This is a genomic window from Dyella flava (genome assembly GCF_016904955.1).
GTDB lineage: Bacteria > Pseudomonadota > Gammaproteobacteria > Xanthomonadales > Rhodanobacteraceae > Dyella_B > Dyella_B flava.
The window spans coordinates 45,436-69,018 of record NZ_JADIKE010000038.1 but is presented as its reverse complement, the minus strand read 5'-3'; the positions used below and the strand labels follow the sequence as shown (position 1 = coordinate 69,018).

Genomic DNA, 23,583 nt, shown 5'->3' with positions numbered 1-23,583 from the left:
TCCATCACTTGCGGGGCGCCATCAGCACTTCCTCATCCGCAACCATCGCCACTGGCTTGTAGTTATCAAACAGAGCACGCATCAAGACCGACGGAAGACGGCCGTAAATCAGAGAGTTCTTTTCTATTACCACATAAGCGTAGGATTTTTGGGTAACCTTGACCAAGAAGCCCTCAGGCGCATCGGCATATACCGATCCCGCGTAAACTTTTTCACCGTAATTAAAAAAGTCGATCTCCATTGGCTTATGCGCCCAATAGCAAACCGCCAGGGTCTCGCACGCCACCTCACCCTTTGTTAGCGAAAGCGTTCGCGAGAGCCCCTCCCACTGATGCACATCCGCAAGGTCATTTACGTTGTGGGCATCGGGCCTTGAAAAATAAATAAAAAGGCTTGCGACCATCCACGGGAGCACCATCAACAAGCATGCCACCGTTTTTGCATGACCGTGAAATATTCGCACAGGTCGCTCATCACCCGATAGAGCCTTCACAAAGAGCACAGCCCCAAGCGTCAACGCAATAGCTACATCGCAAAGCACGTTCAGGTTTACACCCGCTCCGGCGAGCATCCAGAATGCGTTTAGCATCGACCATGTCAGGTACAAGACAACGAATGATGCCTTGTCCCGATGCCCCAACCGCCACCACCCCACGATGACCATGACGACGTAAGGCCACAGAAAACGCAGAACGTATCCCATGATAGGAAAAGCGCGGCTTAGATTAGCAAGTCTGGCATTAAACAGGAGATCCCGCACCATTGGTTCGCCCCAGGCCATATAAACCACGGTGCACGCAGTGATCCCCACCACAAGACTTGAGACAAGAAATACCCCAAGACGACGGCGATCATAAAATAACGCCCAGGCACAAAGTGCCAGCGGCAACGAAATCACGCTGTGCTTTACCAGCCCACCGACCACGATCAGCCCCGCCGACAACAACATCGATTTCCAAAAACGCCCAGAGCTTGCCTTGAGAAAAACCAAAGCACCCGAGGTAACGAAAGCGTGGGCCAAAAATTGTGGATCGTTAATTGCAATATAGTCAGGCATTAGGGTGTAAACGCCCAACAGAAACAGCGCCGAGGCCAGCACCGACAATGCCCGGCCAGCACCTAACCAACGACTGAATCGCCCCACGTTGATGCTGACAACTATCAGCGATAACACGGCGAGCAAACGACCGGCGACGATATTGTCTCCCACCACTTTCCCAACCGCCCCCACCAAATAGAACGACAGGGGCGGATAGTTGTTTGTAACCATGGCATCGACGGGTGGATACAGCACTCCACCATGCAACGCAATCTGGGCGAAATACGCATTCCATCCCTCGTTGTAGTTTCTGGATACATGCAACGGAATTGCGCACAACGGTATGGCAACCAAAGCCAGAAATTGCAGTAATACCACCCCTATCAGGATGCGCTCCAGCCTTCCATGTTGATCTAGCGCCATGACTCCACCTTTCGTAAAACACCAGTCGCTTGATGAATAACCATGCCGGCAACAGCTAATTGACGCCGGCAACCACGAACAAGCAAAAAAACGATGGCCGCATACCGCGACCATCTCCTTGACGCCATCAACAACAAAAGGGCTTATTGCTTGATGGATGCGGCATCTGGCGCAGTCCATTTTTTAAGCCAAGCATTCACGGTCTCATGCCACAACACGCTGTTATGCGGCTTCAGCACCCAGTGATTCTCATCAGGGAAGGTCAGAAGTTCACTGGGAATGCCCTGACGCTGCAACGCTGTGAAGGCGCCCAGACCTTGGGTAATCGGGATGCGGAAGTCATCGCCCGAATGGATGACCAGCATCGGCACGCGCCAATCCTTCACATGGTTGAGCGGATTGAACTTCTCGTAATTCTCCGGCACGTCGAACTGAGGACCGCCGTTTTCATGTTCTTCGAACCATAACTCGTCGGTGGCGTAATACATCATGCGGGCATCGAACACACCGTCGTGATCGACCAGACACCTCCATGGCTTGTTCCATACGCCGGCAATCCAGTAGGTCATATATCCGCCATAGCTGGCACCGAGTGCGCAGGCATGGTCACCGTCGAGGAAGTGATACTTGTCCAGCGCGGCCTGCCAGCCAAGCTTTAGATCTTCCAGCGGCTTGCCGCCCCAATCACCGGAGATGGAATCGGTGAAGGCTTGGCCATAGCCAGTGGAACCATGGAAGTTGATAGTAACTACCGCAAAGCCTTGCCCCGCGTAGGTCTGCGGATTCCAGCGATAGCTCCAGTCGTTGTTCATGGCACCCTGTGGACCACCATGAATGATGAAGGCGACCGGGTACTTTTGGCCAGCCTTATAGTCGACCGGCTTCACCACATAGCCCTGCACGGTCTGATTGTTCCAGCCCTGAAAGGTGAAGAACTGCACATCACCCATCCTCGCGTTCTTCAGGCGTTCCACATTGAAATGTGTGACTTGCCTCAGATCGTTGCCATCAGTCGCTGCCGTGTAGAGATCGGAAGGGTGCTTAAGGTCATCACGCGCCAGCAGGATGCGCTTGCCGGCAATGGAATACGCGCTCACCGATCCGTTATCGACCAGCTTGTCGACCTTGCCACTGGCGACGTCCACGGCAAACAGTGGGTGTTGCCCCTCATCATCCGCCGTTACGAACAAAGTTTTGCCATCGGCGCTGATCTGCATACTGCCAGGGGAGCGGTCCCAAGAGGGATCCACCTCACGGATGGTACCCGTGGTCAGATCCATTGCCATGATGCCGAAACGATCGGCCTCAAAGCCGGGCGTTTTCATGGCGAGGTAGTACAACGTCTTGCCGTCCGGCGAAGGCACGGGATAGGCATCCCAGGCCTTGTTTGCCGTAGTGAGATCTTGCGGCGCAGATGATCCGTCCGCTGGCACTTTGAACACGTCGAAATTGGTCGACCACGGCTCGCTGTTGCCGGCAATGCGCGCATCGAAGTACACCGTGCTCCCATCGGGCGAAAAGGCGAATTCGCTATCGTCGCCGAATGGCTTGCTGGGGATATCGCCGTCGATACCGCGGCTCAGCCGGGTCGGCTCGACCGGCAGGCTGCCGTCCGCCCCGAAATGGGCGAGATAGAGCTGGCTGCGGCGACCGTCGGACCAGGTATCCCAGTGCCGCACGAACAACTTGTTATAAAGCGTACCGGTGGATTTGTCCTGGGCGCGGCCATCGAGGCGCTCCTTGGTGCAGGCCAGGTCGTTGCAGTCGGTGAATACGGCGTAGGACAGCAGCACACTCTTGCCATCCGGCGAGAGTTTGTAGTCATCTATATCCAGCGGACCGTGACTGATCTGCACTGGCGCACCGGCCGCGGCCAGGTCCAAACCGTGCTTGCCGGCCGGAAAATCCAGTCGCCAGAGTTGGGCGACGCTACCCGCAGGTGCCACGTAGTACAGGCTGCGGCCATCCGGCGACCAGCGCGGCGATGAAGCCTGCTTCGCCACCACCTTGACCGGCTGAACGCCCGCCGCGCTTACATCCTTCACGTAGATCGCGTTGACGCCCTTATTGGCGGCGTAATCGGTGCTGCGTACACTAAAGGCAGCGTAGTGGCCATCAGGAGAAAGCTGCGGGTCGCTCACACGATCCATCATGACCAGATCGCTTATGTCAAAAGCGTGCGGAGCTTTGCTTTCCACCAGCGTACCGGTGGTGATGTCCGCGGCTGCGGCAAATGTCGTCGCCAAGGTCAGCGATAACGCGATGAACAGAGTTTTCATGAGAACTCCCAACTGACAAAAATCAAAACCCACGAACAGGTCCAACCCGCGCAAACTCTAACCGCTTAAGATTGTGCGATACGTTCGACAGCGCCCTTATTGGACAAATAGTACATGCGCAACCTGCTCCCCATAACCGCTGACGAAAATAAAGGCCTGTCCGATGCTGCCTTACCCCCTTCGCCCCCCAAATGGCATTGGTGGCTCTTCATCCTGGCCTTGGGCACTTTAGCTTTCGGGATACGCATTTATTATGTTACGCATTCGGTTGTTTTCCAGCCGGTTTACCTGGCTAATGTGCATGGCGATGGCGCTCAGTATTACCACTATGCCGTGAATCTGCTAAGGCATTCGGTATTTTCTTTAGACTTACCATCCAACAGCGAACCCAAACCGGACAATTTTCGTGACCCCGGTTACCCGGTCTTGCTTGCAGGCCTATTATTGGCGTTCAAATCATGGGGTACTTGGTATGCCGCCGTGCTCATTTTCCAAGCGTTGCTTGGCGCAATAACGGTTGTCCTATGGATGGGTGTCGGACGCGAATGGATGCCCACGCCCTATCTGGTTGCAGCAGGCCTCCTTATGGGAGTTTGGCCGCACAGCGTAACCATGAGCAGTTACATTCTTTCTGAAACCCTGTTCGGATTCCTTTGCGCGATGTCCATGCTGCTATTTCGCATAGCAACAAATCGAAACAATACAGGCTCGATAGCCATCAGCGGCATCAGCTTTTCGCTTGCTGCGCTTACCAACGCCGTCATGCTTCCCTTTGGCATCTGTCTTGCCATCTACGCACGAATGCAACGAAAAATGAGCACAAAGACCGCAGGCGTCTTCGTTGCAGTTGCGCTGTGCACGCTAGCTCCCTGGTCAATCCGAAACACCATGTTGCCTGGTGGACACCTATCCTCGACATCCCGGGCACGGATGAATCTGGTGCAAGGATCATGGCCTGAATACCACGACGCCTATATGACTTGGGCGCGAAGTGGCGATCCAAAAACCAGTGGCGTATTGACCCAGATCAATCAGGAAGTCGATCTTATAAATGCCCACCCGGCTGCAGGCACTCTGGCGATTCTGCACCGACTTGCGGGTGATCCATGGAAATATGTTCACTGGTATCTAACGAAGCCAGCTTTGATGTGGGGTTGGAGCATCCGGATCGGAGAGGGGGGTATCTACGTCTACGGCACCCGCAACTCCCCCTATGACACTGTTCCAACGTGGCGTGCGATATCTGCCATTTGCTACGCCATCAACCCATTGTTGCTTTTGCTTGCCGCGGCGGGCTGCATACTCGCCATGCGTTCCAGGGCCCCACTTTCAATGACCGCAACAGCACTCATGCTGCTTTTCGTCACGCTGGTTTACAGCATTTTGCAAGCAGAACCGCGTTACTCCATTCCTTATCGAGGCCCTGAGATCTTGCTTGGCATGTTTTCCGCCTATTGGCTATCTGGGAAGGTAGCATACCTACGCGCACGTTCTCGCCGAGCCACCGCATAAGAATTCATTTCCGGATGCGCCAATGGGATTGACGAGCAATCCACCTGTAAGACGCGCGCCATAAGCTAGCCGCACTCCGTGTAGCCCAAACAACGATCTCCACTCGGTTAATAAATATTGGCGTAAGTCCAGCCCGGCCGGCGCTCGGCAAATCCAAAATACCCGATGCATCGCCGACCCTGCCCCCAGCGCTTACTCGCAACAGTGTCGCCTGATAGGATATTTTGGCAGGTCCACTAAGGGGATTGTCGCTTGAACGTATCACCCAGCACCGACATACGCGAAAAGAAATGGCTGGCAGGCATCAGCGTCCTAGTCGTCACATTGATCATTGCACTGACCTATTGGCCAGTGCGACATGCGCAATTCGTCTGGGATGATATTGTCGATTTTCAGCGAATGGGCTGGCTTCGCCATGGCAATGACTGGGTACACTTGCTGCTGAATAGATTTAATGACTGGGCTGCCTATTTTCGCCCGCTAGGGGTTGCCTTGTTTACCGCCGAAGTGCGCGCTTTCGACAGCACACCCGGCCCCATGCACATGGTTTCCTTGCTGATCCATCTGATCAACACCCTGCTGGTAGGTGTACTAGCTCTGGAACTTGGCGGGGAACAACTTAAAAAAAGTAGGCGCGTTCGTACCATGGTATTGCCCATGCTGCTCTACGGCTTGCACCCAGTCCTGGTGGAACCCGTTGTGTGGATCGGCTGCCAGTTCGACCTTGCGGCCACATTATTCATGCTATTGGGCTGGCTTATAGGCATTCGCATCAAACGCCCAATGCCTCGTGCCGCTAGCGTAACCGCCTGCTTTTTCCTTGCGGCGTGCGCCAAAGAGTCCGCCATTGCCTTCTTCCCCATTCTGATCGTGCTGAATTGGCTTACCCTAGAGGTATCGCAGGACGAATCCTTATTTGCCCAACTACGCAAACTGCTCATGCAACATGCTGCGACTTACATCGGCGTGTTGCTGGCCGGCATCGTATACCTTGCCCTGAGACACTTGGCACTGGGCAATCTCATCCCGAATACCGCCGGTAAAATATTGCCGCTATGGGGGCGTCTGCAGGAAGCAAATTTTCTCTACCTTCATTATTGGCGCATGTTTTTCTGGCCCACAGTGCACATGGGTCCCATCCATCAGGTGGACATCGATCGATTTCTCAAGATTAACGCCCGGTCGCTACTGCAGGATGCCTTGGGATTTTGCATCGTAGCGACGAGTATCGTTCTTACGATACGCCGCAGGTATGTCGGAGCACTGATATTTTGCGTGACATTAGCGCTCTTCCCAGTGCTGCACATCATTGCCGCAAACTTCGATACCAGCCTGTACCACGAGCGCTATGCCCTCACTGCGCTGGCCATCGCGTGCGCATGGTTTCCGTCGGCGTTATCGGAGATTCCCGCGCCTCGAAACATGCAGCGCACGCTATCGCTGGTAGCCTACGTGGGTCTCGCTATCTGGATGGTCTTGGCAGTTATGAATATCAGGGTGACTATTCCCCTGTGGTCTACGCAGGTGAATCTATGGCAATGGGCTCTGCAGGAAAACCCTGACTCCATTACCGCCAAGGACGAACTCATCAGCGGATATATCGATGCAGGAGATCACGCCGATGCCTGGCGGCTTATCGATGGACTGTTAGCCAGCAACACGCCATGCACCAACTGTATGTTGAATGCAGCCACCCTTGCGCTGCGCGAACACAACACTACGCGCGCCGATTTTTTCCTGCAAAGAATCAAGGATGAGCGGGATCTATATGACAATCCCACCTCAGTTCGCGTCTACCTCACTGATATCGGCGCCCTACAACTTATGGAAGGCCATGCTGAAGTGGCCGAACGAGTGGAGCGTCTGGCCGCCAGCCGAGAAAAGCTCGATCCTAACCCCCAGCTATTCCTAGCAGAAGCGCTGGCGATACAGGGGAGCACCGACGAAGCCATACAAGTGGAAAATACGGCCATCGCGTTAATGGAACCCAGCCAGCGCGAACAACAGCAGCGATGGTTTGCACGTTTTCTGCAACAGCTTCACGACAGTTCGCCAAAAAGCCTTAGCACACCTGCAGGGCACTAACACAGAATTCGAAACGCCCAGTTTCCAACATCTCGCCCTGGCCATGCTCTAGCGAAAGTTGTGAGTCGTCTCAGCCCCACACTGCGAACCCCATCACGCTCATGGCATCAGCGCGGACTGAAACCCGTCTTTAGGCTCACATCCGCGCCACTTTGGTACGGAGGGTGCTTCTGCCCTAGATTAGACAAGGGGGACATCACATGCTTCGGCCAAAACTTGCACAAGGCTTTACCTTAATCGAGCTGATGATCGTGGTGGCAATCATCGCCATTCTCGCGGCAATTGCGATTCCGGCTTATCAAAACTATCTGATCCGCGCACAAGTCGCTGAAGGTTTTAGCCTGGCGACCGGGGCCAAAACAGCGGTATGGGATTTCGCAGCCAATACGGGGCACTTTCCACCCAGCAACCAGTCCGCCGGCCTGGCAACACCCGGCTCCATATCTGGCGATTACGTATCCAGCGTGAATGTTTCTGGCGGACAGGTCACGGTCGCTTTTTCCGGGCCCAAGGCCAATACTGCGCTTAGCGGTCAGCTACTGGTGCTTTCGCCGACTATCAGCACCGGCAGCATCACCTGGACCTGCGGTCCACCCAACACGACGGTTTCCGGCGAATACCTTCCCAGTAGTTGCCGCGACTGATAGGCACTGGATGTGACGCAAGCCCCTCGTCGCGAGGCAAAAGCTGACAAAAAACGTCACATTCAGACCCGCAAGGTCTGCGGAACGGTTATTCAAGCTTTATCAGCCTTACACCTCGAATAGGCACGCCCGACAAAGGTAGATGCCTTTCGTGATGGTCCCCACAGAGTGCGGTATTGCAGCGTTCAAGGGCGTTAATCAAACGACAAAATGGCATGTATAGTGCTTCGACTTTCACGGCTTCCTGGTCTTTCCTGACCATGATGAATGGGTCCGATCCCGCCTAGGGGGCTCGGGGCTGGGGCTCAGGGGGCGTCTACGGTTAGCTAACCAAAACAGAGGAACAACCATGAAGACCATGCAAAAAGGTTTTACCTTGATCGAACTGATGATCGTGGTGGCGATCATCGCGATCCTGGCCGCTATCGCTATTCCGGCGTACCAGAACTATCTGATCCGTTCGCAAGTGAGTGAAGGTGCCGTGCTGACCGATGGCGCCAAGACCGCCGTAGCGGAATTTTATTCGAACACCGGACATTTCCCGACCAACAACGCCTCGGCTGGTCTCGCAACGGACACGTCCATCAGCGGCAATTATGTAGGCCAGGTTACCGTCTCCGGCTCCGGCTTTATCGTGGCCAGTTTCGATGGTCCGAAGGCGAATTCGGCTATCTCAAGTGATACTTTTGGCCTTTCCGCCACCGTCACCAATGGCTCAATTGGCTGGAGCTGCAGCAACAGCAATAGTACAACTGTACCGGCGCAATACCTGCCGACTTCGTGCCGCCCGGGCAATTAATTAATTTTCGTTTTGTCGGTACCACATGCGAAGGGCCACCCATGGTGGCCCTTCGTTTTTATGCCACTCATCACGGTTGAACGATCGCGTGCGTTTAGGTCAACGCCTTTTTTTGTTTTGGCCATTGCTTGGGCTGCTTTTGCTCGCGGCCTGGCTGCTCTACGTGCCAGGACTGCACGGCGTTTTTCTGTTCGACGATTACGGCAGCTTGCCTGCCCTGGGCGAAACGGGGCCGATCAACCACTGGGCCACATTCTGGCGCTACATAACCAGTGGACACGCCGATCCCACTGGACGCTCGCTCGCCTTGCTGAGCTTTTTGCTCGACGCACACGACTGGCCGGCCAGCCCGCTTCCATTCAAACGAACCAATCTGCTGCTGCACCTGCTTAATGGTGCACTGCTCGCCTTATTGCTGCGGCAATTGGGCCGTCACCTTAGCGGTCATCCTCAAGAAAATGCGAGACCGCATAACGACACACGCATCGAAATGGCTGCCCTGCTGGGCGCCGCATTCTGGCTGCTACACCCACTGTTCGTATCCACCACGCTCTACATCGTGCAACGGGAAGCGATACTGCCGACCACGTTTACGCTGATCGGCTTGCTTTGGTGGCTGCACGGACGGCGGACGATAAGGCAAGGGTATATTGCGCAAGGCCTCATTTGGATCATCGCCGGATTAGGCGCCTGCACACTGCTTGCCCTGCTCAGCAAAGCCAATGGGATTCTGCTTCCCGCCCAGGCCATGGTAGTGGAATACGTGTTGCTGAGAAACGCCGGAACGGCAACCACCGCTGGCGTGGCACTGCCCACTTCAAACGTTTACCGACGCGACCAAGTAGCCTATCGCAGCATCATGCTGCTATTTGGGTGGCTGCCAGCGGCGGTAGTTGCCGCCTATCTGCTGTATGAGGGCTGGAGCGGATTTACTCATGGCATTTCCTCCATCCGGCCCTGGACCTTGGGGCAGCGTCTGCTGACCGAGCCTCGCGTGTTGATGGATTACCTCACCCTGCTGTGGCTGCCGCGTCCGTTTACGCCCGGACTGTTCAACGATCAGATTCAAGCTTCCACGTCGCTTTGGGCGCCGATAACGACACTACCTGCGCTCTGTGCCATTGCCGTGCTGATCGTAACCAGTTGGCGGTTGCGTCGGCGCTGGCCGGCGTGGGCCGCGGCGATACTGTTCTACTTTGTGGGACAGTCGCTCGAATCCAGTACGGTCGCCCTCGAACTGTATTTCGAGCACCGCAATTATTTGCCGGCCATACTGATGTTCTGGCCACTTGCGTTGTGGCTGTGTGACGTGTCCCCCCTCGCCCCGCAAACCGTTGAAGGTACTCGGCCACGCCTCGTCACCCAGAGTTTTGCAAAGCCAGCGCTCGCTGCGCTGATCCTGCTAGGCCTTGGCGTGATGACACACGCCCGCGCCGAGCTATGGGGCGATAGCCGCGATCAGGCGTTGCTGTGGGCAAGGCTTAACCCCGATTCCCCGCGCGCCCAGGCTTATGCCGCCGACGTCGAGTTAGCAGGCGGTCGCCCGTCCCTAGCCATTGCCGCCCTGCAGCCTTTACTGGCCAAACACCCTGACCAATTACAGCTGGCATTGTCCCTTTTCGACGCCGAATGCCAGCTAGGTCAGATCGATACGAATGCGCTCCAGGTCACCCGCCTCGCGCTGAGTACAGCCCGCGATCCAGGCACCTTGCTTGCCAACTGGTTCGACCGCGCCATGGATCAAGTCGCCGCACGCCCCTGCCCGCAACTGACCTACGACACCCTTGGCAACCTGCTGGATGCCGCACTCATCAACCCATACTTTGCCGCCACCCCCGGACGTAAACAGGACATTTATTTTTTAAAGGGGCGCCTGGCACTCATCCAGGGCGATGCGCAAACAGCGCTGAACGACTTCAATCAGGCACTGGATGTCCAGGTGCGCGCTTCTGCAGCGCTGGAGCAGGCTGCCATGCTCGGGGCCGCGGGTTACCCTGCGCTTGGCCTGGCGCATCTCGATCACTACGATGCCGAACGCGACCGCGAAGCCCAGCCGGATTTCGGCATGCCGCGCCTGCACGCCTGGGTATTACAACGACAACAATACTGGCCCCGCGAGATGGCGCACCTGCGCGTTACACTGCAGCGAGACGCCACGCGCCAAGCCATCAGCCATCCATGACCTTCAGCCGACTCGTCAAGCAAACCGTACAACATCGCTGGTTTCCGGCGAGCCTACTGATCCTCGGGCTCGCACTTACCGCCGCAATTTATTGGCCGGGGCTTTCCGGCAGCTTTTTTTTTGATGACAACCCCAACATCGTAGACAACAAAGGCGTGCAGCCCACCGACGCCTCACTTCCGTCACTGATCAACGCAGCACTGTCATCGCCCTCAAGCGAATTCAAGCGGCCATTGTCATCACTGACTTTTGCTGCGAACTATCTACTGACCGGACTCGATCCGTACTGGATGAAACTGACCAATCTGGTCATTCACCTGCTCAACGGATGGCTGGTCTTTCTACTTGCCCGCGCTCTAATTGCCCTTGCGCAAAGAGCAGTTACCATCGAAACGCAACGCACCGGTGTGATCGCCGCGCTTATTGCATGCGGCTGGATGCTATTGCCGATCAACCTTACTGGCGTGCTTTATGTCGTCCAACGCATGGAAAGCCTCGCCAACTTGTTTGTGTTGATGGGCCTGATCGGTTATGTAGCGGGACGTAAGCTCATGCTGACCCAATCCAACAACCCGTTTTCCAGTCAATTCCGATCCGACTGGGGCGGGTTTGGCATCTGTGCGGCCAGCCTCGCTATTTTCACTCTCATTGGGCTGCTGGCCAAAGAAACAGCTGTGATGTTGCCGCTCTATGCGTTTCTGATCGAGTGGGTTCTATTCGGCTTCTACAGGAGACCAATCACACCTTCGCAGAATACTCATTTGCGGGAGTGGCGCCTTATCAGCCTCTATACAATCGGATTGCTTATTCCACTCATTGTCGGCCTTGCATGGCTGCTACCCAGCCTGCTAAGGCCGGAAAGCTGGGCTACGCGCAACTTTACCTTGAGCACACGGCTGCTCAGCGAAGCCCGCATCGTGGTGGACTACATCATCTGGACCTTATTGCCTACTCCACATGCGCTCTCCTTCTACCACGACAATTTCGTCATCTCGACGGGACTGTGGCATCCATGGACCACACTTCCCTGCATCCTGATACTGGTTGCCATGGCCGGGCTGGTACTCGTACTGCGCCAGCGACGTCCGCTGGCATCACTTGGTATAGCACTGTTTTTAGGCGCTCACCTACTTACCGCCACCATCCTGCCGTTGGAACTGGTCTACGAACACCGCAACTACTTCGCAAGCTTCGGGCTCTTGCTCGCCGTGGTACCTCTGCTAACCACGGGCCTCTCGCGCCAGGCCTCACAGCCAGCGCAGGGTTTTATCCTTGCCCGCAGCACCACGTTGGCTACACTGTTGTTGTTGTGGACCTTCGAAACAGCCATCACCGCCATCGCGTGGAGCTCGCCGCTCAGTTTGGCTGAGACACTGGCAACCCGGGCACCCGGCTCGCCGCGCGCAGAATACGAACTGGGTCGCACCTATATCATTTACTCGCATTACGACCCGAGCTCACCATTTACAGCCATGGCCTACGCGCCGCTGGAACGTGCCGCAGCACTGCCCGACTCCTCCATTCTTCCGCAACAAGCGCTTATTTTCATGAACTCCCGCATGCACCTACCACTGAAGGATGCATGGTGGACCAGCATGATAGAAAAGCTGAAATCCCGCCCTCCGGGCGTACAGGACGAAAGTTCGCTCGGCGCCTTGACCGACTGCGCCCGCGATCATGACTGCGATCTTCCCCCTCAACACATGATAGATGCCTATCTGGCAGCGCTATCGCACCCAAATCCAAGCGCGCGTTTACTTGCCATGTATGGCGACTATGCATGGAACGTACTTGATGATAGAGACTTGGGCGTGCGCATGGCCGAAAAGGCCGTTAAAGCGGACCCGAGTGAAACGACTTACCGGATCACCCTGATACGTATGCGTGTAGTGCTTGGCCAGACATCGGAAGCCATGTGTGGATATCAGCAGCTGGCACTGATGAATGTCGGAGGTAGACTCGATCAGGAATTGAAGAGCCTACTCGATATGATCGAAGCCCATAGTCAGCCCGCTTCCACTACCAAGCCCTGATCAAATCTCCTCTCGACAGCGCCCTACATGTTCGACACTCTGAGAAAAATCTGGAGCATATTTACGCCAGCCGAGCGGCGCAAAGCGATACGGATGCTCGTGTTGGTCGTGCTGATGGCGATGGCGGAGACCGCCAGCGTACTGTCCATTATGCCCTTCCTCTCGGTGCTCGGCCGGCCGACCATCATCCAGGAGACACCGGTGCTCATGGCCGCCTATCTTCGGCTTGGACTGACCGATACGCGCCAGTTCATCTTCCTTCTCGGTTTCGCATCCATCGCGCTGGTCATTGCTTCTTCCCTGTTCAAGAGCATCACACTGCACACCCTGAACCGCTTCGTGCACATGGAGCGGCACTCCGTCAGCACACGCCTGCTGTCACGCTACCTCCAGCAGCCTTACGAGTTCTTCCTGACCCACAATCCTTCGATTCTTTCTAGGAACGTCCTTTCCGAAGTTGACCAACTGCTCTTCGAGCTGGTGCAACCCCTGTCGCAACTGCTGGCCCAGGGCGCCGTACTACTGGCCATGACAGTGCTGATCCTTTGCTACGACGCACTGACGGCCATCTGCATCATGGCTACCTTGGGGGTGCTGTACGGCACCATCTACGGTTTGGTGCGCAAGCGCCTGACCAGCATCGGGCTGGAGCGCCAGGCGGCCGATGGGCACCGCTACCAAGCCTGCAACGAAGCTCTGGGCGGCATCAAGGACGTCAAGGTCACTCACTCCACCAAGGCCTATCTCGGTCACTTTGAACGTGCATCGCGCCTATTTTCCCGGCACTTCGCCACCAACGAGACCTTAGCCCAGTCGCCCCTATATCTGGTTGAGGCCACGGGTTATACCGGGCTCATTGTGATCGCCCTAGTGCTACTGCAGAGAACCAACGACATCGCCCACGTACTTCCTGCGCTAGGCCTATATGGCTTCGCGGCCTATCGCATGCTGCCTTCGGCTCAGATCATGTATCGGGGCCTCGCAAAGATACGATTTGCGTCGTCTACCCTGGACTCCATCGCTCGGGACCTGAACCTGCCTAAGGAACCCGCCGCAACGCCAGCCACCGTCATGCCCCTGCACCAGGAGATCCGCCTGCAGGGCATCCGCTACGCCTACCCATCAGCACCGGATAAATGGATCTTCGATAGATTTAACCTAGTTATCCCCGCCAACAGCAGCATGGGTATCGTGGGCAAAAGCGGCGCCGGCAAAAGCACTCTTATGGATATCCTGCTCGGCCTGCTTCATCCGCAATCAGGCACGGTGAGTGTGGACGGCGTCCCCATCACTGCCGACAACGCAGCAAACTGGCGGTGTACCATCGGCTATGTACCACAGCATATCTACCTCTCGGACACCAGCGTCGCCGAGAACATCGCCTTCGGCGTACCCCGCGATGCTATCGACATGGCCGCCGTGGAACGCGCCGCCCGTGCCGCGCAAATCCACGACTTCGTCGTCGACGAGCTGCCGCAGGCCTACGACACCCAAGTCGGCGATCGCGGCATACGCTTGTCCGGAGGACAGCGCCAACGCCTCGGCGTCGCCCGTGCGCTGTATCGCGACCCTTCCGTGTTGCTCATGGACGAAGCGACCAGCGCACTGGACGAGCAGACCGAAGAGGCGCTGAACGAGGCGATCCGAGCTCTATCTGGCAGTAAAACCATCATTGTCATCGCACATAAAGAAGCATCGCTGCGGCATTGCCAGAAAATGGTCGTGGTCGGCAATGAGCCCACCCCCTCGGGGGAAACGAACAGTGCAGCTCAAAGCGATCATTCGGAGTTGATCTAGCTGTCACACCGAAGCAAGAAGACACTCATGAATAACCCGCCACTCGTTTCCATCGCACTTGCGACCTTTAACGGCGAGAAATTCCTTGCACAGCAGATGGATTCACTGCTGGCGCAGGACTACTCGAATTTCGAGATTATTGTCTCGGATGATGGTTCTACTGATGCTACTTGGCAAATACTGGAGAGATACGCCTCGAAAGATCAGCGCATACGCCTCCTAACTCGCAATGGAAATCATGGGATTATTCAAAATTTCGCGCACTGCTTCTCAGCTTGCCGCGGCGAACTGATTTCACCCTGCGACCAAGACGATATTTGGTACCCCAGCAAGACCCGTCGTCTTATCGAAAACATGAAAGATGCTCTACTCGTTTATTGCAATAGCCGGCTCATCGACGACAAGGGCCGGCCTTCAGGCTCCACCCTGGCAGACACCCTCAACATGATTCAGGGCAACGACCCGCGCCCCTTCCTCTTTAGCAACTCCGTACTTGGGCATGCCATGATATTCCGTAAGCACATACTGAATGGTTACGGAGCTATAAAAATGGTGCCACACGACTGGTGGTTAGCATTTGTCGCATCTAACCTTAACTATGTCGCCTACCTTGACGAAGTGCTGGTCGACTATCGGCGCCATGATGCATCAATAACTCAAGCTGCTGCGAACAACCACTCTACATCGCAGAGAAAAAACTTCCTGGACGAGGACGCCTTACGCTTGAAAGCAATGGCAGAATTCCCAGGCCCTCATCAGGCCTATGCTCGAAAAGCATGCGACACATGGTTAGCCTGGTATCACAGTTACTTCAATCTATCGATGTTTCGAGCCGTCCTACGTGATGCCCCTATAACTCACAAAGCACTCCTTAGGAAAAAAAAACCACTTCAGTTAGCCATAAAATACTTAGCCGGCCACCAACTTAAAAGACTATTGCGCCCCAATTTTTATCCCAAATAGCCCTGTAAAAGCAGATAAAAAAGCAAAAGCACCAAAAAATAGGAAAAACAAGAGCACGCCGAAATTGTGATAGAAATCACTTTTGCTACGCGAAAAAAATCCTTGCCAGAGCCCATCTCATGATCACAGCAATCAAGGAAAGCTCACTGCGCCGCCTTGCGATCAAGGCTTATAGAAAGACGCGGCTATTCGCAGAGAACGCAAAACGGATGCTTGCAAGAGTCGAAAAAAAACTAATCTCCAATTACAAGCCAAAAGATAATAAGTGGAAATTACATATTGGATGCGGAAATCATACCCTAAATGATTTCATCAATGCCGATTTGCACCCAACATCCCCCCATGTATTCCACTTAGATGCAACAAAACGATTCCCGTTCTCTGATCAGTCATTCGACTTCATATTCACCGAACACATGATCGAACACATATCATACAAAGATGGTGTAAATATGCTATCCGAGTGCCACAGAATTCTTCGCAAAGGCGGAAGAATTCGGATATCGACCCCAGATATTTTCTTCCTAGCCAAACTCTACCAAAAAACAAGACCGCTGCATCAGTTATATGTGAAATGGTCAGCAGAAACATTCTTGAAGGACGCACTACCTGACGACCCTACCTTTGTAATAAATAATTTCTTTCGTGACTGGGGGCATCAATTCATTTATTCAGAGCGAACCCTACGCCACTCGTTGAAAAAATGTGGATTTACTGAAATCAAGAAATGTAAATTAAATGAGAGCCAATCGAGTGAATTTATTGGATTGGAAAATAGAAATAGGATGCCCGAAGGGTTTCTTGAACTTGAAACCATGACGTTAGAAGCAACAAAAGTCTAATTCCAAGCGCATTATGAAGGATCCTGTATGAGCACGCTTACGGCTATTATCACCAGGACGAAGAACCGTCCTTTACTACTCAAGCGCGCCATATATAGCGTACTGAACCAGACCCAAGAAAACTGGACACATATCATCGTTAATGATGGGGGCGATTCGGCTCCCGTAGAAGCCCTTGGACGCGAAAACGCCAAAAAATACAATGGCCGCCTAAAAATTATCCATAACAATCGATCTCACGGCATGGAGGCAGCATCCAATATTGGCATCGCCCAAAGCCATTCGGATTACATCCTTATTCATGACGATGATGACTCGTTGAATGAACGTTTTCTAGAGAAAACGATGGCCTATATCGACAACCCACCATATCCGACCATCCATGGTGTCGCCACCCTGACACTACAGATTGATGAGAAGGTAGAGGGCGATCTTGTTTCAAAAGTAAGTGAAAAGCAATTCCGAGCCCTTGGTGGCTGCTTGTCTGCTGCTCAAATCGCCGAAGTCAACCAAATACCTCCAATATCGTTTCTTTTCAGGCGCCAAGCCTACACAGTTGTAGGACCATTTGATGAATCCCTACCTGTGCTGGGAGACTGGGATTTTTTGCTCAGATTCATCGCCAAATTTGACGTCGGTGTAATACCCGAGGCGCTAGCCAACTACCACGTCCGCAGTGCCAGCTCCGGGATTATGGCCAACTCTGTTATAGACAAGTCCAATCATTTCGCTTTATACGAGGGGATAGTGCGAAATCGCATGTTACGGAGTGAGACATACAACCCTGCATTGGCCGCATTGCTCCAACAGGGTTTCTCCTCACAACGACTTAGGCGCTTGTACGAGCATCCTGTCATCGGTGGCTTCATTCGGCTATGGTCAAAATTCATTAACCGCGACATACCGCGCATGCCATAACTAACAGGCACTCCCCAGCCTCATAGATCACGGCGCTAAAGGAAATACGGCAATCCATGTCTTTCTCTGACAATCTGCGACCCGTCGCATATTCCTTCGACGTCTTCGACACCTGCATCACACGGACATGCGCGCACCCGAGAGACCTCTTTTACGAACTGGGACTGCGCCTCGCCCCTGCGGGCCTCACGGATAAGGAAAAGCTTAAGTTTGCCGCGCGTTTCCAGTCCTTACGCATACGCGCCGAGAAGAGAGCGTACAGGCACGCGCAACCACGCCAAGCAGTGACGATTGACGAAATCTACGCACATTTTCCTATACCGCATAGCCTAGCCACCCAGACGCAAGACCTGATACGGGCAGAGATCGATCTCGAGCGAGACAGCATCTATCCCATCCCAGCAGTAGTTTCCCACATTGAAAACCTGCGCCGGATGGGTCACCGGATCATCTTCATTTCTGACATGTATCTGCCGTCTGCCCTCCTCGCCCCCATACTCAAGGAGCGTGGCGTGATGAAGGAAGAAGACGCGCTATATGTTTCCTGCGATGTCGGCGTTACGAAACACTATGGACAACTCTTCCAACACGTCCTAAAGGCGGAAGGGTTGGACGCATCGCAACTTATCCACAGCGGTGACAATCTGCATGCAGACATCCGGATGGCAACCAGGGCCAGCATCAAAGCCAGCCATTTCCGCGGCGGCATGTTGACCGCCCGCGAAGCCAGCATGGCTGGCCACCAACTACCCAGGCACAGGGCCAGGTCATTCCTGCCCGCGCTGACCAGGCGGCTGCGCCTATTCGGGGCCGCACAACTCGATCATAAAGACGACCCACTGGACCATGCGATCCAAGGCATCATCGTACCTCTACTGTTGGCTTACGTCATGTGGGTTCTGGATCATGCAAAGCGCAACGGCATACACCGGCTTTATTTCGTAGCCCGCGATGCCGAGGTCATGTTTCGGATGGCACAAGCGCTGCAGAGCGAAGGCAATGGCATAGAACTGCACTACTTTTACGGATCACGCCGAGCGTGGTTATCGCCCTCTATCAGCCAGGACAATGCCGATTGGCAGCGTTTGCTCGTGATTCCCGGCCAGGCCAGCAGCAGACACGACATTACTGCGAGGATGGGACTGGACAACGGCACCCAGGAGACTATCCGAAAGTTGCTTTCCTGCAACGCCACCGAGTGGTCGAAGCACTTGTCCCACGACCAGGCTCGCCGCTTCCTGGACGAGCTGATGGGCGACACCTCCACCTCGGAATTGATCGTTTCATCGGTCACTCGGAAACGTGAAATCGCGCTTTCATACTTTAAGCAAGAAGGGCTTTTCGAGGATGTATCCTGGGCCCTGGTCGACGCGGGCTGGTCTCTGAACTCCCAGGCGGCCCTCAAACGCATCATGGATATCGGGGGAGCCTCACATTATGCCCCGCAAGGCTATTACCTCGCGCTGGCTCGCGATCATCTCGACGAGGCTCAAGCAGGCGTTGCCTACCCATTTATTTCCAAAGCCGGATCCATCTTCTCTCGGCGCCGCGTCGTCATCGAGCACTGTTTCCTACCCTCCACACACGCGACCACGCGTGGTTATCGCATGGAAGGAAATCGGAGCATCCCCGTCTTTGGCCCGGAACTACGAAGCGAAGCAGAGTTAGCCTATGTAACGCGGCTGCACGAAGCAGCCGTTTCCGCCGCACGCCTGGTCTCTGCCAACCCCAAGATCGCGGCCGCATTGACCGAGCACGTTGGCGAGATCCTTTCCACCGCGGAAGGCTTGCTGCGACATCCGCACAAGTCGGATGCGCGCGCGATGGCCACGTTTGGTACTGTCGCCGACATGCGGCACGAGAAATCATTCGTGAAACCACTATGCCGCCCCTTGCGCCCAAATGATGTATGGACCGTTATCTCCATGGCACTATCGAAGAGGAAGAGTTTCGAATCTCCCTCCTTCATGTGGCTGGAGGGTTCGATGGCCCTTTCCCCATGGCATGTTCGCATCCCTTTGGAGTTCGTACTTTTTGTTGACTCCCTGCGAAACCGCTTCAAAGGGTAGAGCCAGCCATTTAAGCCGAAATGCTGACAATACCGCTTCGATAGGATATCCAGATGCAAGCTGCTCCTTACATCCTGATCGTCGGCGCCGGCTTCGCCGGAAGCGTGGTTGCACGCGAATTGGCGGACGCCGGTCGGCACGTGCACGTCATCGACAAGCGGCCCCACATCGCCGGCAACGCCTATGACGAACTGGATACCCACGGCATCCTGGTCCACCGCTACGGCCCACATATCTTCCACACCAGCGGTGAGCGGATCTTCGAATACCTGTCGCGGTTCACCGAATGGCGACCCTATGAGCACCGAGTACGCGGCATCGTCGGTGGCAAGAGCTACCCGTTCCCAATCAACCGCGACACGCTCAATCAACTCTATGGCCTGGACCTGGATGAGGCGGGCGCAGCGGCTTTTTTTGAGCAGGTGCGCGAACCCCGCGACCCCGTACTCAGCAGCGAAGATGTCGTATTGAACAGCGTAGGTCGTGACCTGTACGAAAAATTCTTCCTAAACTACACACGGAAGCAATGGGGACTGGACCCATCAAGACTAAAGGCTGGTGTGGCGGCCCGCATACCAGTTCGCACGAATACGGATGATCGCTATTTCACTGACACCTTCCAGGCCATGCCGCTGCATGGCTATACAAAAATGTTCGAGTCCATGCTTGACCACCCAAACATTTCCGTGGAGCTTGGTGTGGACTTTGCCGACGTACGCGTGAATATAAAAGCGTCGCATATCGTCTATACCGGCCCGATCGATGCTTACTTCAATCATTGCCACGGCCACCTCCCCTATCGCTCTTTACGTTTCGAGCACGAACATCTGCCAAATGTCGAGCAATATCAGGAAACAGGCACGATCAATTATCCGAATGACCATGCCTACACCCGAATAACGGAGTTCAAACATTTAACTGGGCAAAAACATAAAGGAACGTCTATCGTGCGCGAATACCCACAGGCCGAAGGCGATCCCTATTACCCTGTGCCTCGAGCAGAAAACGAAGCACTATTCAAGCGCTATGAAGACCTGTCCATGAAGGAATCAAATGTGACGTTTGTAGGTCGGCTGGCGCAATATCGCTACTACAACATGGATCAGGTTGTAGGTGCCGCCCTGGCAGCCGCCAAGCGACTGACGGGCTGACCTGGATGCGCATAGCATTTCTTTGCAAGCGTCGCTATATGAGCAAGGACGTTATCGTCGACCGCTACGCCCGACTGTACGAAATTCCTTTCCAGCTCGCCAAGCTTGGGCATGACGTGAGGGGATTCTGCCTCAGTTACCAGAAGCACGATGATATTTACGAAACGCACGAAGCCTTACCTGGGCAATTGCGATGGGAATCGCAATCCCTAGGTCGTCTATATGCACCTGCGCTTATTGCTTATCCATATAGGTTACTACGCCGCCTACGCGAGTTCGCACCCGACCTATTGATAGGGGCATCAGACATACCACATGTAGTTTTATCTGCATGGCTGGCCAAGCGGCTCAAGCGGCCTTATGCAGTGGATCTTTACGACAATTTCGAGGGCTTTGGGCAAGCACGCATACCGGGCATGGTGCCTACGTTACGCAGGACGGTACACAATGCAGCACTCGTTACAACTACCAGCAAACCGCTGAAAGATTTTGTGACTGATGTCTATCGTGCACGTGGCGAGGTTATATCGATGCCGAGCACGGTAGACAAAGCGGTCTTTCGACCACTGGATAAGGCTGCATGCCGCAAATCGCTCGGACTGCCCGCCAATATTCCCTTGATTGGCACCGCTGGAGGCCTCTACCGAGACAAGGGCGTAGAGACACTTTATGAAGCCTGGAAAGTGGTCGAAAAACGGCATCCTGATGTGCACTTGGTGCTCGCGGGCCCCATCGATTCGCATTTTCCTCCACCGTCCAGTAGCCGGATCCACTATCTCGGCTCTCTACCGCATCCGCGTACAGCCGAGCTGTTCAACGCATTAGATGTCGGCGCCATCTGTATCCTGGATACGCCATTTGGTCGTTATTGCTTCCCGCAAAAAGCCTACGAAATGCTAGCCTGCGGATTACCGGTAGCCGCTGCCAGCGTTGGAGCAATGGCAGACTTATTAGCTGATACGCCCTCAGCTCTTTATCAAGCGGCTAATCCAGATAGCCTGGCTAGCACTCTGCTTACTCAGCTCAACAATCCACTCTCTCCCACTGTGGCAATCGATGACTGGGCACAACTAATTAGCTCGCTTGAGCCACGACTGATCCAATTAGTGGATCACGAAGCTTAGCGCTTTACTCCACTAGCCACATAACCATCCCCAAGGTCGTAACGGTAAAACCAACGCTGTATGCTGCAAAATGGAACAAATAAATCACCACTTACGGCTGAAAGCACCCTGTTAATAACTACCGGCCTAGCTTGCGCGCTACGAATACTTCGTTGCTCAGGTGTCATTTGATCGCAGCTATGATCGTTCTTGATCAAACGATTGGACAGCCTACGGGTAAGTTCAGTAACCGGAAAACCATAATTTACGATATGGATGTCGCCTGCACCCGCATCTGACAAGAGCGCGTGTAAATCTTCTTTTTCGTAACGCCTCATATGCCCAACAAGCTCGTCAGACTTGCCGTACTTTCGTTGGTGCGCTGGAACAGACAGAAGAATACGCCCGCCCGGCTTCAGGTATCGCATCCATTCCCGCAGCATTGCGCCATCTTCTTTAATATGCTCAAGCACCTCAAACGCAAACACATAGTCGAACGATTCTGCCGCCAATTCGGATAACCGATCCACCACCAGCATGCGCTCACCCACATACGCGAGATTTTCGCGCAATATCTGGCGACTATTCATACCAAGATCGTAGCAAGCGCCGTAAAACCCTCGCTCAAGAAAAATCCGCGTCATATGCCCGGTACCGGCACCCATTTCGACAAATCGCCCGACAGGCCACATCCCGCTCAGGTCATTGACGCAACTTTCCCGCAAAATAAGTTTTGGCTGCTTCTTCATCGAAGATGTATCTCAGTAATGCGGCGAACAAGGCCAGCGCCACTCTGTTTCGATAATAGCCCTGGTATCAGCAAATGCCGGCTGCCAAAAGAGCTCCGTTTCTGCGCGTCGTGTATCAGCCACCAGTGTCGGCGGATCACCTGAGCGACGAGGCTTGCGCTTAAATGCAATCTCACAGCCGGTTACTTCGCGTGAAGCTGCGATGATCTCCATCACTGCAACCCCTCTCCCGCTGCCAAGATTGAAACAATGTGCGCCGCCACGATTTTCGAGAAAGTGCACCGCCTGAAGATGTGCACTTGTCAAATCATTGACGTGCACGTAATCGCGCACGCAAGTACCGTCACAAGTATCGTAATCGTCCCCATAATCTTTAGCACCCCGTCACCCACACCCAACGCTGCACGCAATACATTGGGAATTAGATGCGTTTCTGGCATATGCGACTCCCCGATATTTCCGGTGGGATCCGCGCCGGCAGAGTTGAAGTAACGCAATGCGACTGAGCGAAGCCCATAGGCACGCGCTGCGTCCTCAAGCACTCGCTCCACCATCAGCTTGCCAGCTCCGTATGGATTGATAGGTATCGTAGGATGCCATTCGTCGAGGCGACCATTATCTCTGGGAACGCCGTAGACCGCCGCTGTTGAAGAAAATACGAGCCTGCCACCCCGGCGCGACGCATCGCCTTAAGCAAATTAAGGGTGCCAGTGACATTGTTTCGATAATAGCTATACGGATCCCTTACCGACTCCCCCACTTGCGATAGTGCACAGAAGTGCATAACCACATCAAACTGATGTGTGCCGAATAGCCGTTCCAGCGCAAGAGGATCCAGGATATCGTCTTCGACCAGCTGCCCCATCGCACCGCGGCGTGATGGCCGGTCGACAAGTTATCGAATACGACGACATCGTGGCCCTGGAGCGCAAACATCTTAAGCATATGCGCGCCGACATAACCAGCTCCGCCACAGATCAATACACTGGTCACGA

General features: G+C 54.5%; 18 protein-coding genes and 1 pseudogene. 13 read left to right on the top strand and 6 right to left on the bottom strand.

Annotation, left to right across the window (positions count from 1 at the left end; genetic code table 11):
* Window positions 1-4 precede the first annotated feature (4 nt).
* Both ISP19_RS16005 and ISP19_RS16000 read right to left on the bottom strand, forming a co-directional pair.
* Complete coding sequence (locus tag ISP19_RS16005; RefSeq protein ID WP_204683421.1) at window positions 5-1,462, bottom strand: ArnT family glycosyltransferase; 1,458 nt, start codon at window positions 1,460-1,462, stop codon at window positions 5-7.
* A 143-nt stretch (window positions 1,463-1,605) separates the two neighbouring features.
* Window positions 1,606-3,741: an alpha/beta hydrolase family protein gene (locus tag ISP19_RS16000; protein ID WP_204683420.1), complete on the bottom strand. Its 2,136-nt coding sequence runs from the start codon at window positions 3,739-3,741 to the stop codon at window positions 1,606-1,608.
* 114 nt (window positions 3,742-3,855) lie between these two features.
* Between ISP19_RS16000 and ISP19_RS15995 the strand changes: the two genes are divergently transcribed.
* From ISP19_RS15995 to ISP19_RS15935, 13 genes are all read left to right on the top strand, one after another.
* Window positions 3,856-5,253, top strand: coding sequence for an ArnT family glycosyltransferase (locus ISP19_RS15995; protein WP_204683419.1), 1,398 nt, complete (start codon window positions 3,856-3,858; stop codon window positions 5,251-5,253).
* 252 nt (window positions 5,254-5,505) lie between these two features.
* On the top strand, window positions 5,506-7,338 hold the full coding sequence (locus tag ISP19_RS15990; protein ID WP_204683418.1) for a tetratricopeptide repeat protein: 1,833 nt from the start codon (window positions 5,506-5,508) through the stop codon (window positions 7,336-7,338).
* Window positions 7,339-7,538: 200 nt separating this feature from the next.
* Window positions 7,539-7,982 (top strand): pilin, encoded by a 444-nt coding sequence (locus tag ISP19_RS15985; RefSeq protein ID WP_204683417.1) that lies wholly within the window; start codon window positions 7,539-7,541, stop codon window positions 7,980-7,982.
* Window positions 7,983-8,331: 349 nt separating this feature from the next.
* Entirely contained in the window at window positions 8,332-8,781 is a 450-nt protein-coding gene (locus ISP19_RS15980) for a pilin (RefSeq protein ID WP_204683416.1), read from the top strand.
* Window positions 8,782-8,905: 124 nt separating this feature from the next.
* Window positions 8,906-10,963, top strand: coding sequence for a tetratricopeptide repeat protein (locus ISP19_RS15975; RefSeq protein ID WP_204683415.1), 2,058 nt, complete (start codon window positions 8,906-8,908; stop codon window positions 10,961-10,963).
* The gene (locus ISP19_RS15970) at window positions 10,960-12,996 is read left to right on the top strand and encodes a hypothetical protein (RefSeq protein ID WP_239556880.1); all 2,037 of its coding nucleotides are present in this window, start codon (window positions 10,960-10,962) and stop codon (window positions 12,994-12,996) included. The genes ISP19_RS15975 and ISP19_RS15970 overlap by 4 nt, the downstream gene beginning before the upstream one ends.
* Window positions 12,997-13,023: 27 nt before the next feature.
* Window positions 13,024-14,793, top strand: coding sequence for an ABC transporter ATP-binding protein (locus ISP19_RS15965; protein ID WP_204683414.1), 1,770 nt, complete (start codon window positions 13,024-13,026; stop codon window positions 14,791-14,793).
* Between the two features lie 27 nt (window positions 14,794-14,820).
* Window positions 14,821-15,756, top strand: a complete 936-nt coding sequence (locus tag ISP19_RS15960) for a glycosyltransferase (RefSeq protein ID WP_204683413.1) — start codon at window positions 14,821-14,823, stop codon at window positions 15,754-15,756.
* Between the two features lie 119 nt (window positions 15,757-15,875).
* Window positions 15,876-16,598, top strand: a complete 723-nt coding sequence (locus tag ISP19_RS15955; RefSeq protein WP_204683412.1) for a class I SAM-dependent methyltransferase — start codon at window positions 15,876-15,878, stop codon at window positions 16,596-16,598.
* A gap of 27 nt (window positions 16,599-16,625) precedes the next feature.
* Window positions 16,626-17,516, top strand: a complete 891-nt coding sequence (locus tag ISP19_RS15950) for a glycosyltransferase family 2 protein (RefSeq protein WP_204683411.1) — start codon at window positions 16,626-16,628, stop codon at window positions 17,514-17,516.
* A 56-nt stretch (window positions 17,517-17,572) separates the two neighbouring features.
* The gene (locus ISP19_RS15945) at window positions 17,573-19,585 is read left to right on the top strand and encodes an HAD family hydrolase (protein WP_204683410.1); all 2,013 of its coding nucleotides are present in this window, start codon (window positions 17,573-17,575) and stop codon (window positions 19,583-19,585) included.
* A 53-nt stretch (window positions 19,586-19,638) separates the two neighbouring features.
* Entirely contained in the window at window positions 19,639-20,736 is a 1,098-nt protein-coding gene (gene glf / locus ISP19_RS15940) for a UDP-galactopyranose mutase (protein ID WP_204683409.1), read from the top strand.
* 38 nt (window positions 20,737-20,774) lie between these two features.
* Window positions 20,775-21,860 carry a glycosyltransferase family 4 protein gene (locus ISP19_RS15935; protein WP_239556879.1) on the top strand — a complete coding sequence of 362 codons (1,086 nt, stop codon included), beginning with the start codon at window positions 20,775-20,777 and terminating at the stop codon, window positions 21,858-21,860.
* On the opposite strand, the gene ISP19_RS15930 is transcribed toward ISP19_RS15935, so the two are convergent.
* From ISP19_RS15930 to ISP19_RS21435, 4 genes and pseudogenes are all read right to left on the bottom strand, one after another.
* On the bottom strand, window positions 21,857-22,588 hold the full coding sequence (locus ISP19_RS15930; RefSeq protein ID WP_204683407.1) for a class I SAM-dependent methyltransferase: 732 nt from the start codon (window positions 22,586-22,588) through the stop codon (window positions 21,857-21,859). The genes ISP19_RS15935 and ISP19_RS15930 overlap by 4 nt on opposite strands.
* Window positions 22,589-22,600: 12 nt before the next feature.
* Window positions 22,601-22,921: a hypothetical protein gene (locus ISP19_RS21340; RefSeq protein WP_239556878.1), complete on the bottom strand. Its 321-nt coding sequence runs from the start codon at window positions 22,919-22,921 to the stop codon at window positions 22,601-22,603.
* A pseudogene (locus ISP19_RS15925) lies at window positions 22,891-23,411 on the bottom strand (NAD-dependent epimerase/dehydratase family protein). The gene ISP19_RS21340 and the pseudogene ISP19_RS15925 overlap by 31 nt, the downstream one beginning before the upstream one ends.
* Window positions 23,333-23,581, bottom strand: coding sequence for an NAD-dependent epimerase/dehydratase family protein (locus tag ISP19_RS21435; protein WP_284384742.1), 249 nt, complete (start codon window positions 23,579-23,581; stop codon window positions 23,333-23,335). Before ISP19_RS21435 ends, ISP19_RS15925 begins: the two are co-directional and overlap by 79 nt.
* Window positions 23,582-23,583 lie beyond the last annotated feature (2 nt).

Excerpts from the sequence above, each read along its gene's own strand:
- ISP19_RS15970 (WP_239556880.1), top strand. The coding sequence starts at position 10,960 with ATGACCTTCAGCCGACTCGTCAAGCAAACCGTACAACATCGCTGGTTT.
- ISP19_RS15995 (WP_204683419.1), top strand. The coding sequence starts at position 3,856 with ATGCGCAACCTGCTCCCCATAACCGCTGACGAAAATAAAGGCCTGTCC.
- ISP19_RS15960 (WP_204683413.1), top strand. The coding sequence starts at position 14,821 with ATGAATAACCCGCCACTCGTTTCCATCGCACTTGCGACCTTTAACGGC.
- ISP19_RS15950 (WP_204683411.1), top strand. The coding sequence starts at position 16,626 with ATGAGCACGCTTACGGCTATTATCACCAGGACGAAGAACCGTCCTTTA.
- ISP19_RS16000 (WP_204683420.1), bottom strand. The coding sequence starts at position 3,741 with ATGAAAACTCTGTTCATCGCGTTATCGCTGACCTTGGCGACGACATTT.
- ISP19_RS15935 (WP_239556879.1), top strand. The coding sequence starts at position 20,775 with ATGAGCAAGGACGTTATCGTCGACCGCTACGCCCGACTGTACGAAATT.
- ISP19_RS16005 (WP_204683421.1), bottom strand. The coding sequence starts at position 1,462 with ATGGCGCTAGATCAACATGGAAGGCTGGAGCGCATCCTGATAGGGGTG.
- ISP19_RS15930 (WP_204683407.1), bottom strand. The coding sequence starts at position 22,588 with ATGAAGAAGCAGCCAAAACTTATTTTGCGGGAAAGTTGCGTCAATGAC.
- ISP19_RS15980 (WP_204683416.1), top strand. The coding sequence starts at position 8,332 with ATGAAGACCATGCAAAAAGGTTTTACCTTGATCGAACTGATGATCGTG.
- ISP19_RS15965 (WP_204683414.1), top strand. The coding sequence starts at position 13,024 with ATGTTCGACACTCTGAGAAAAATCTGGAGCATATTTACGCCAGCCGAG.
- ISP19_RS15955 (WP_204683412.1), top strand. The coding sequence starts at position 15,876 with ATGATCACAGCAATCAAGGAAAGCTCACTGCGCCGCCTTGCGATCAAG.
- ISP19_RS15985 (WP_204683417.1), top strand. The coding sequence starts at position 7,539 with ATGCTTCGGCCAAAACTTGCACAAGGCTTTACCTTAATCGAGCTGATG.
- ISP19_RS15945 (WP_204683410.1), top strand. The coding sequence starts at position 17,573 with ATGTCTTTCTCTGACAATCTGCGACCCGTCGCATATTCCTTCGACGTC.
- glf (WP_204683409.1), top strand. The coding sequence starts at position 19,639 with ATGCAAGCTGCTCCTTACATCCTGATCGTCGGCGCCGGCTTCGCCGGA.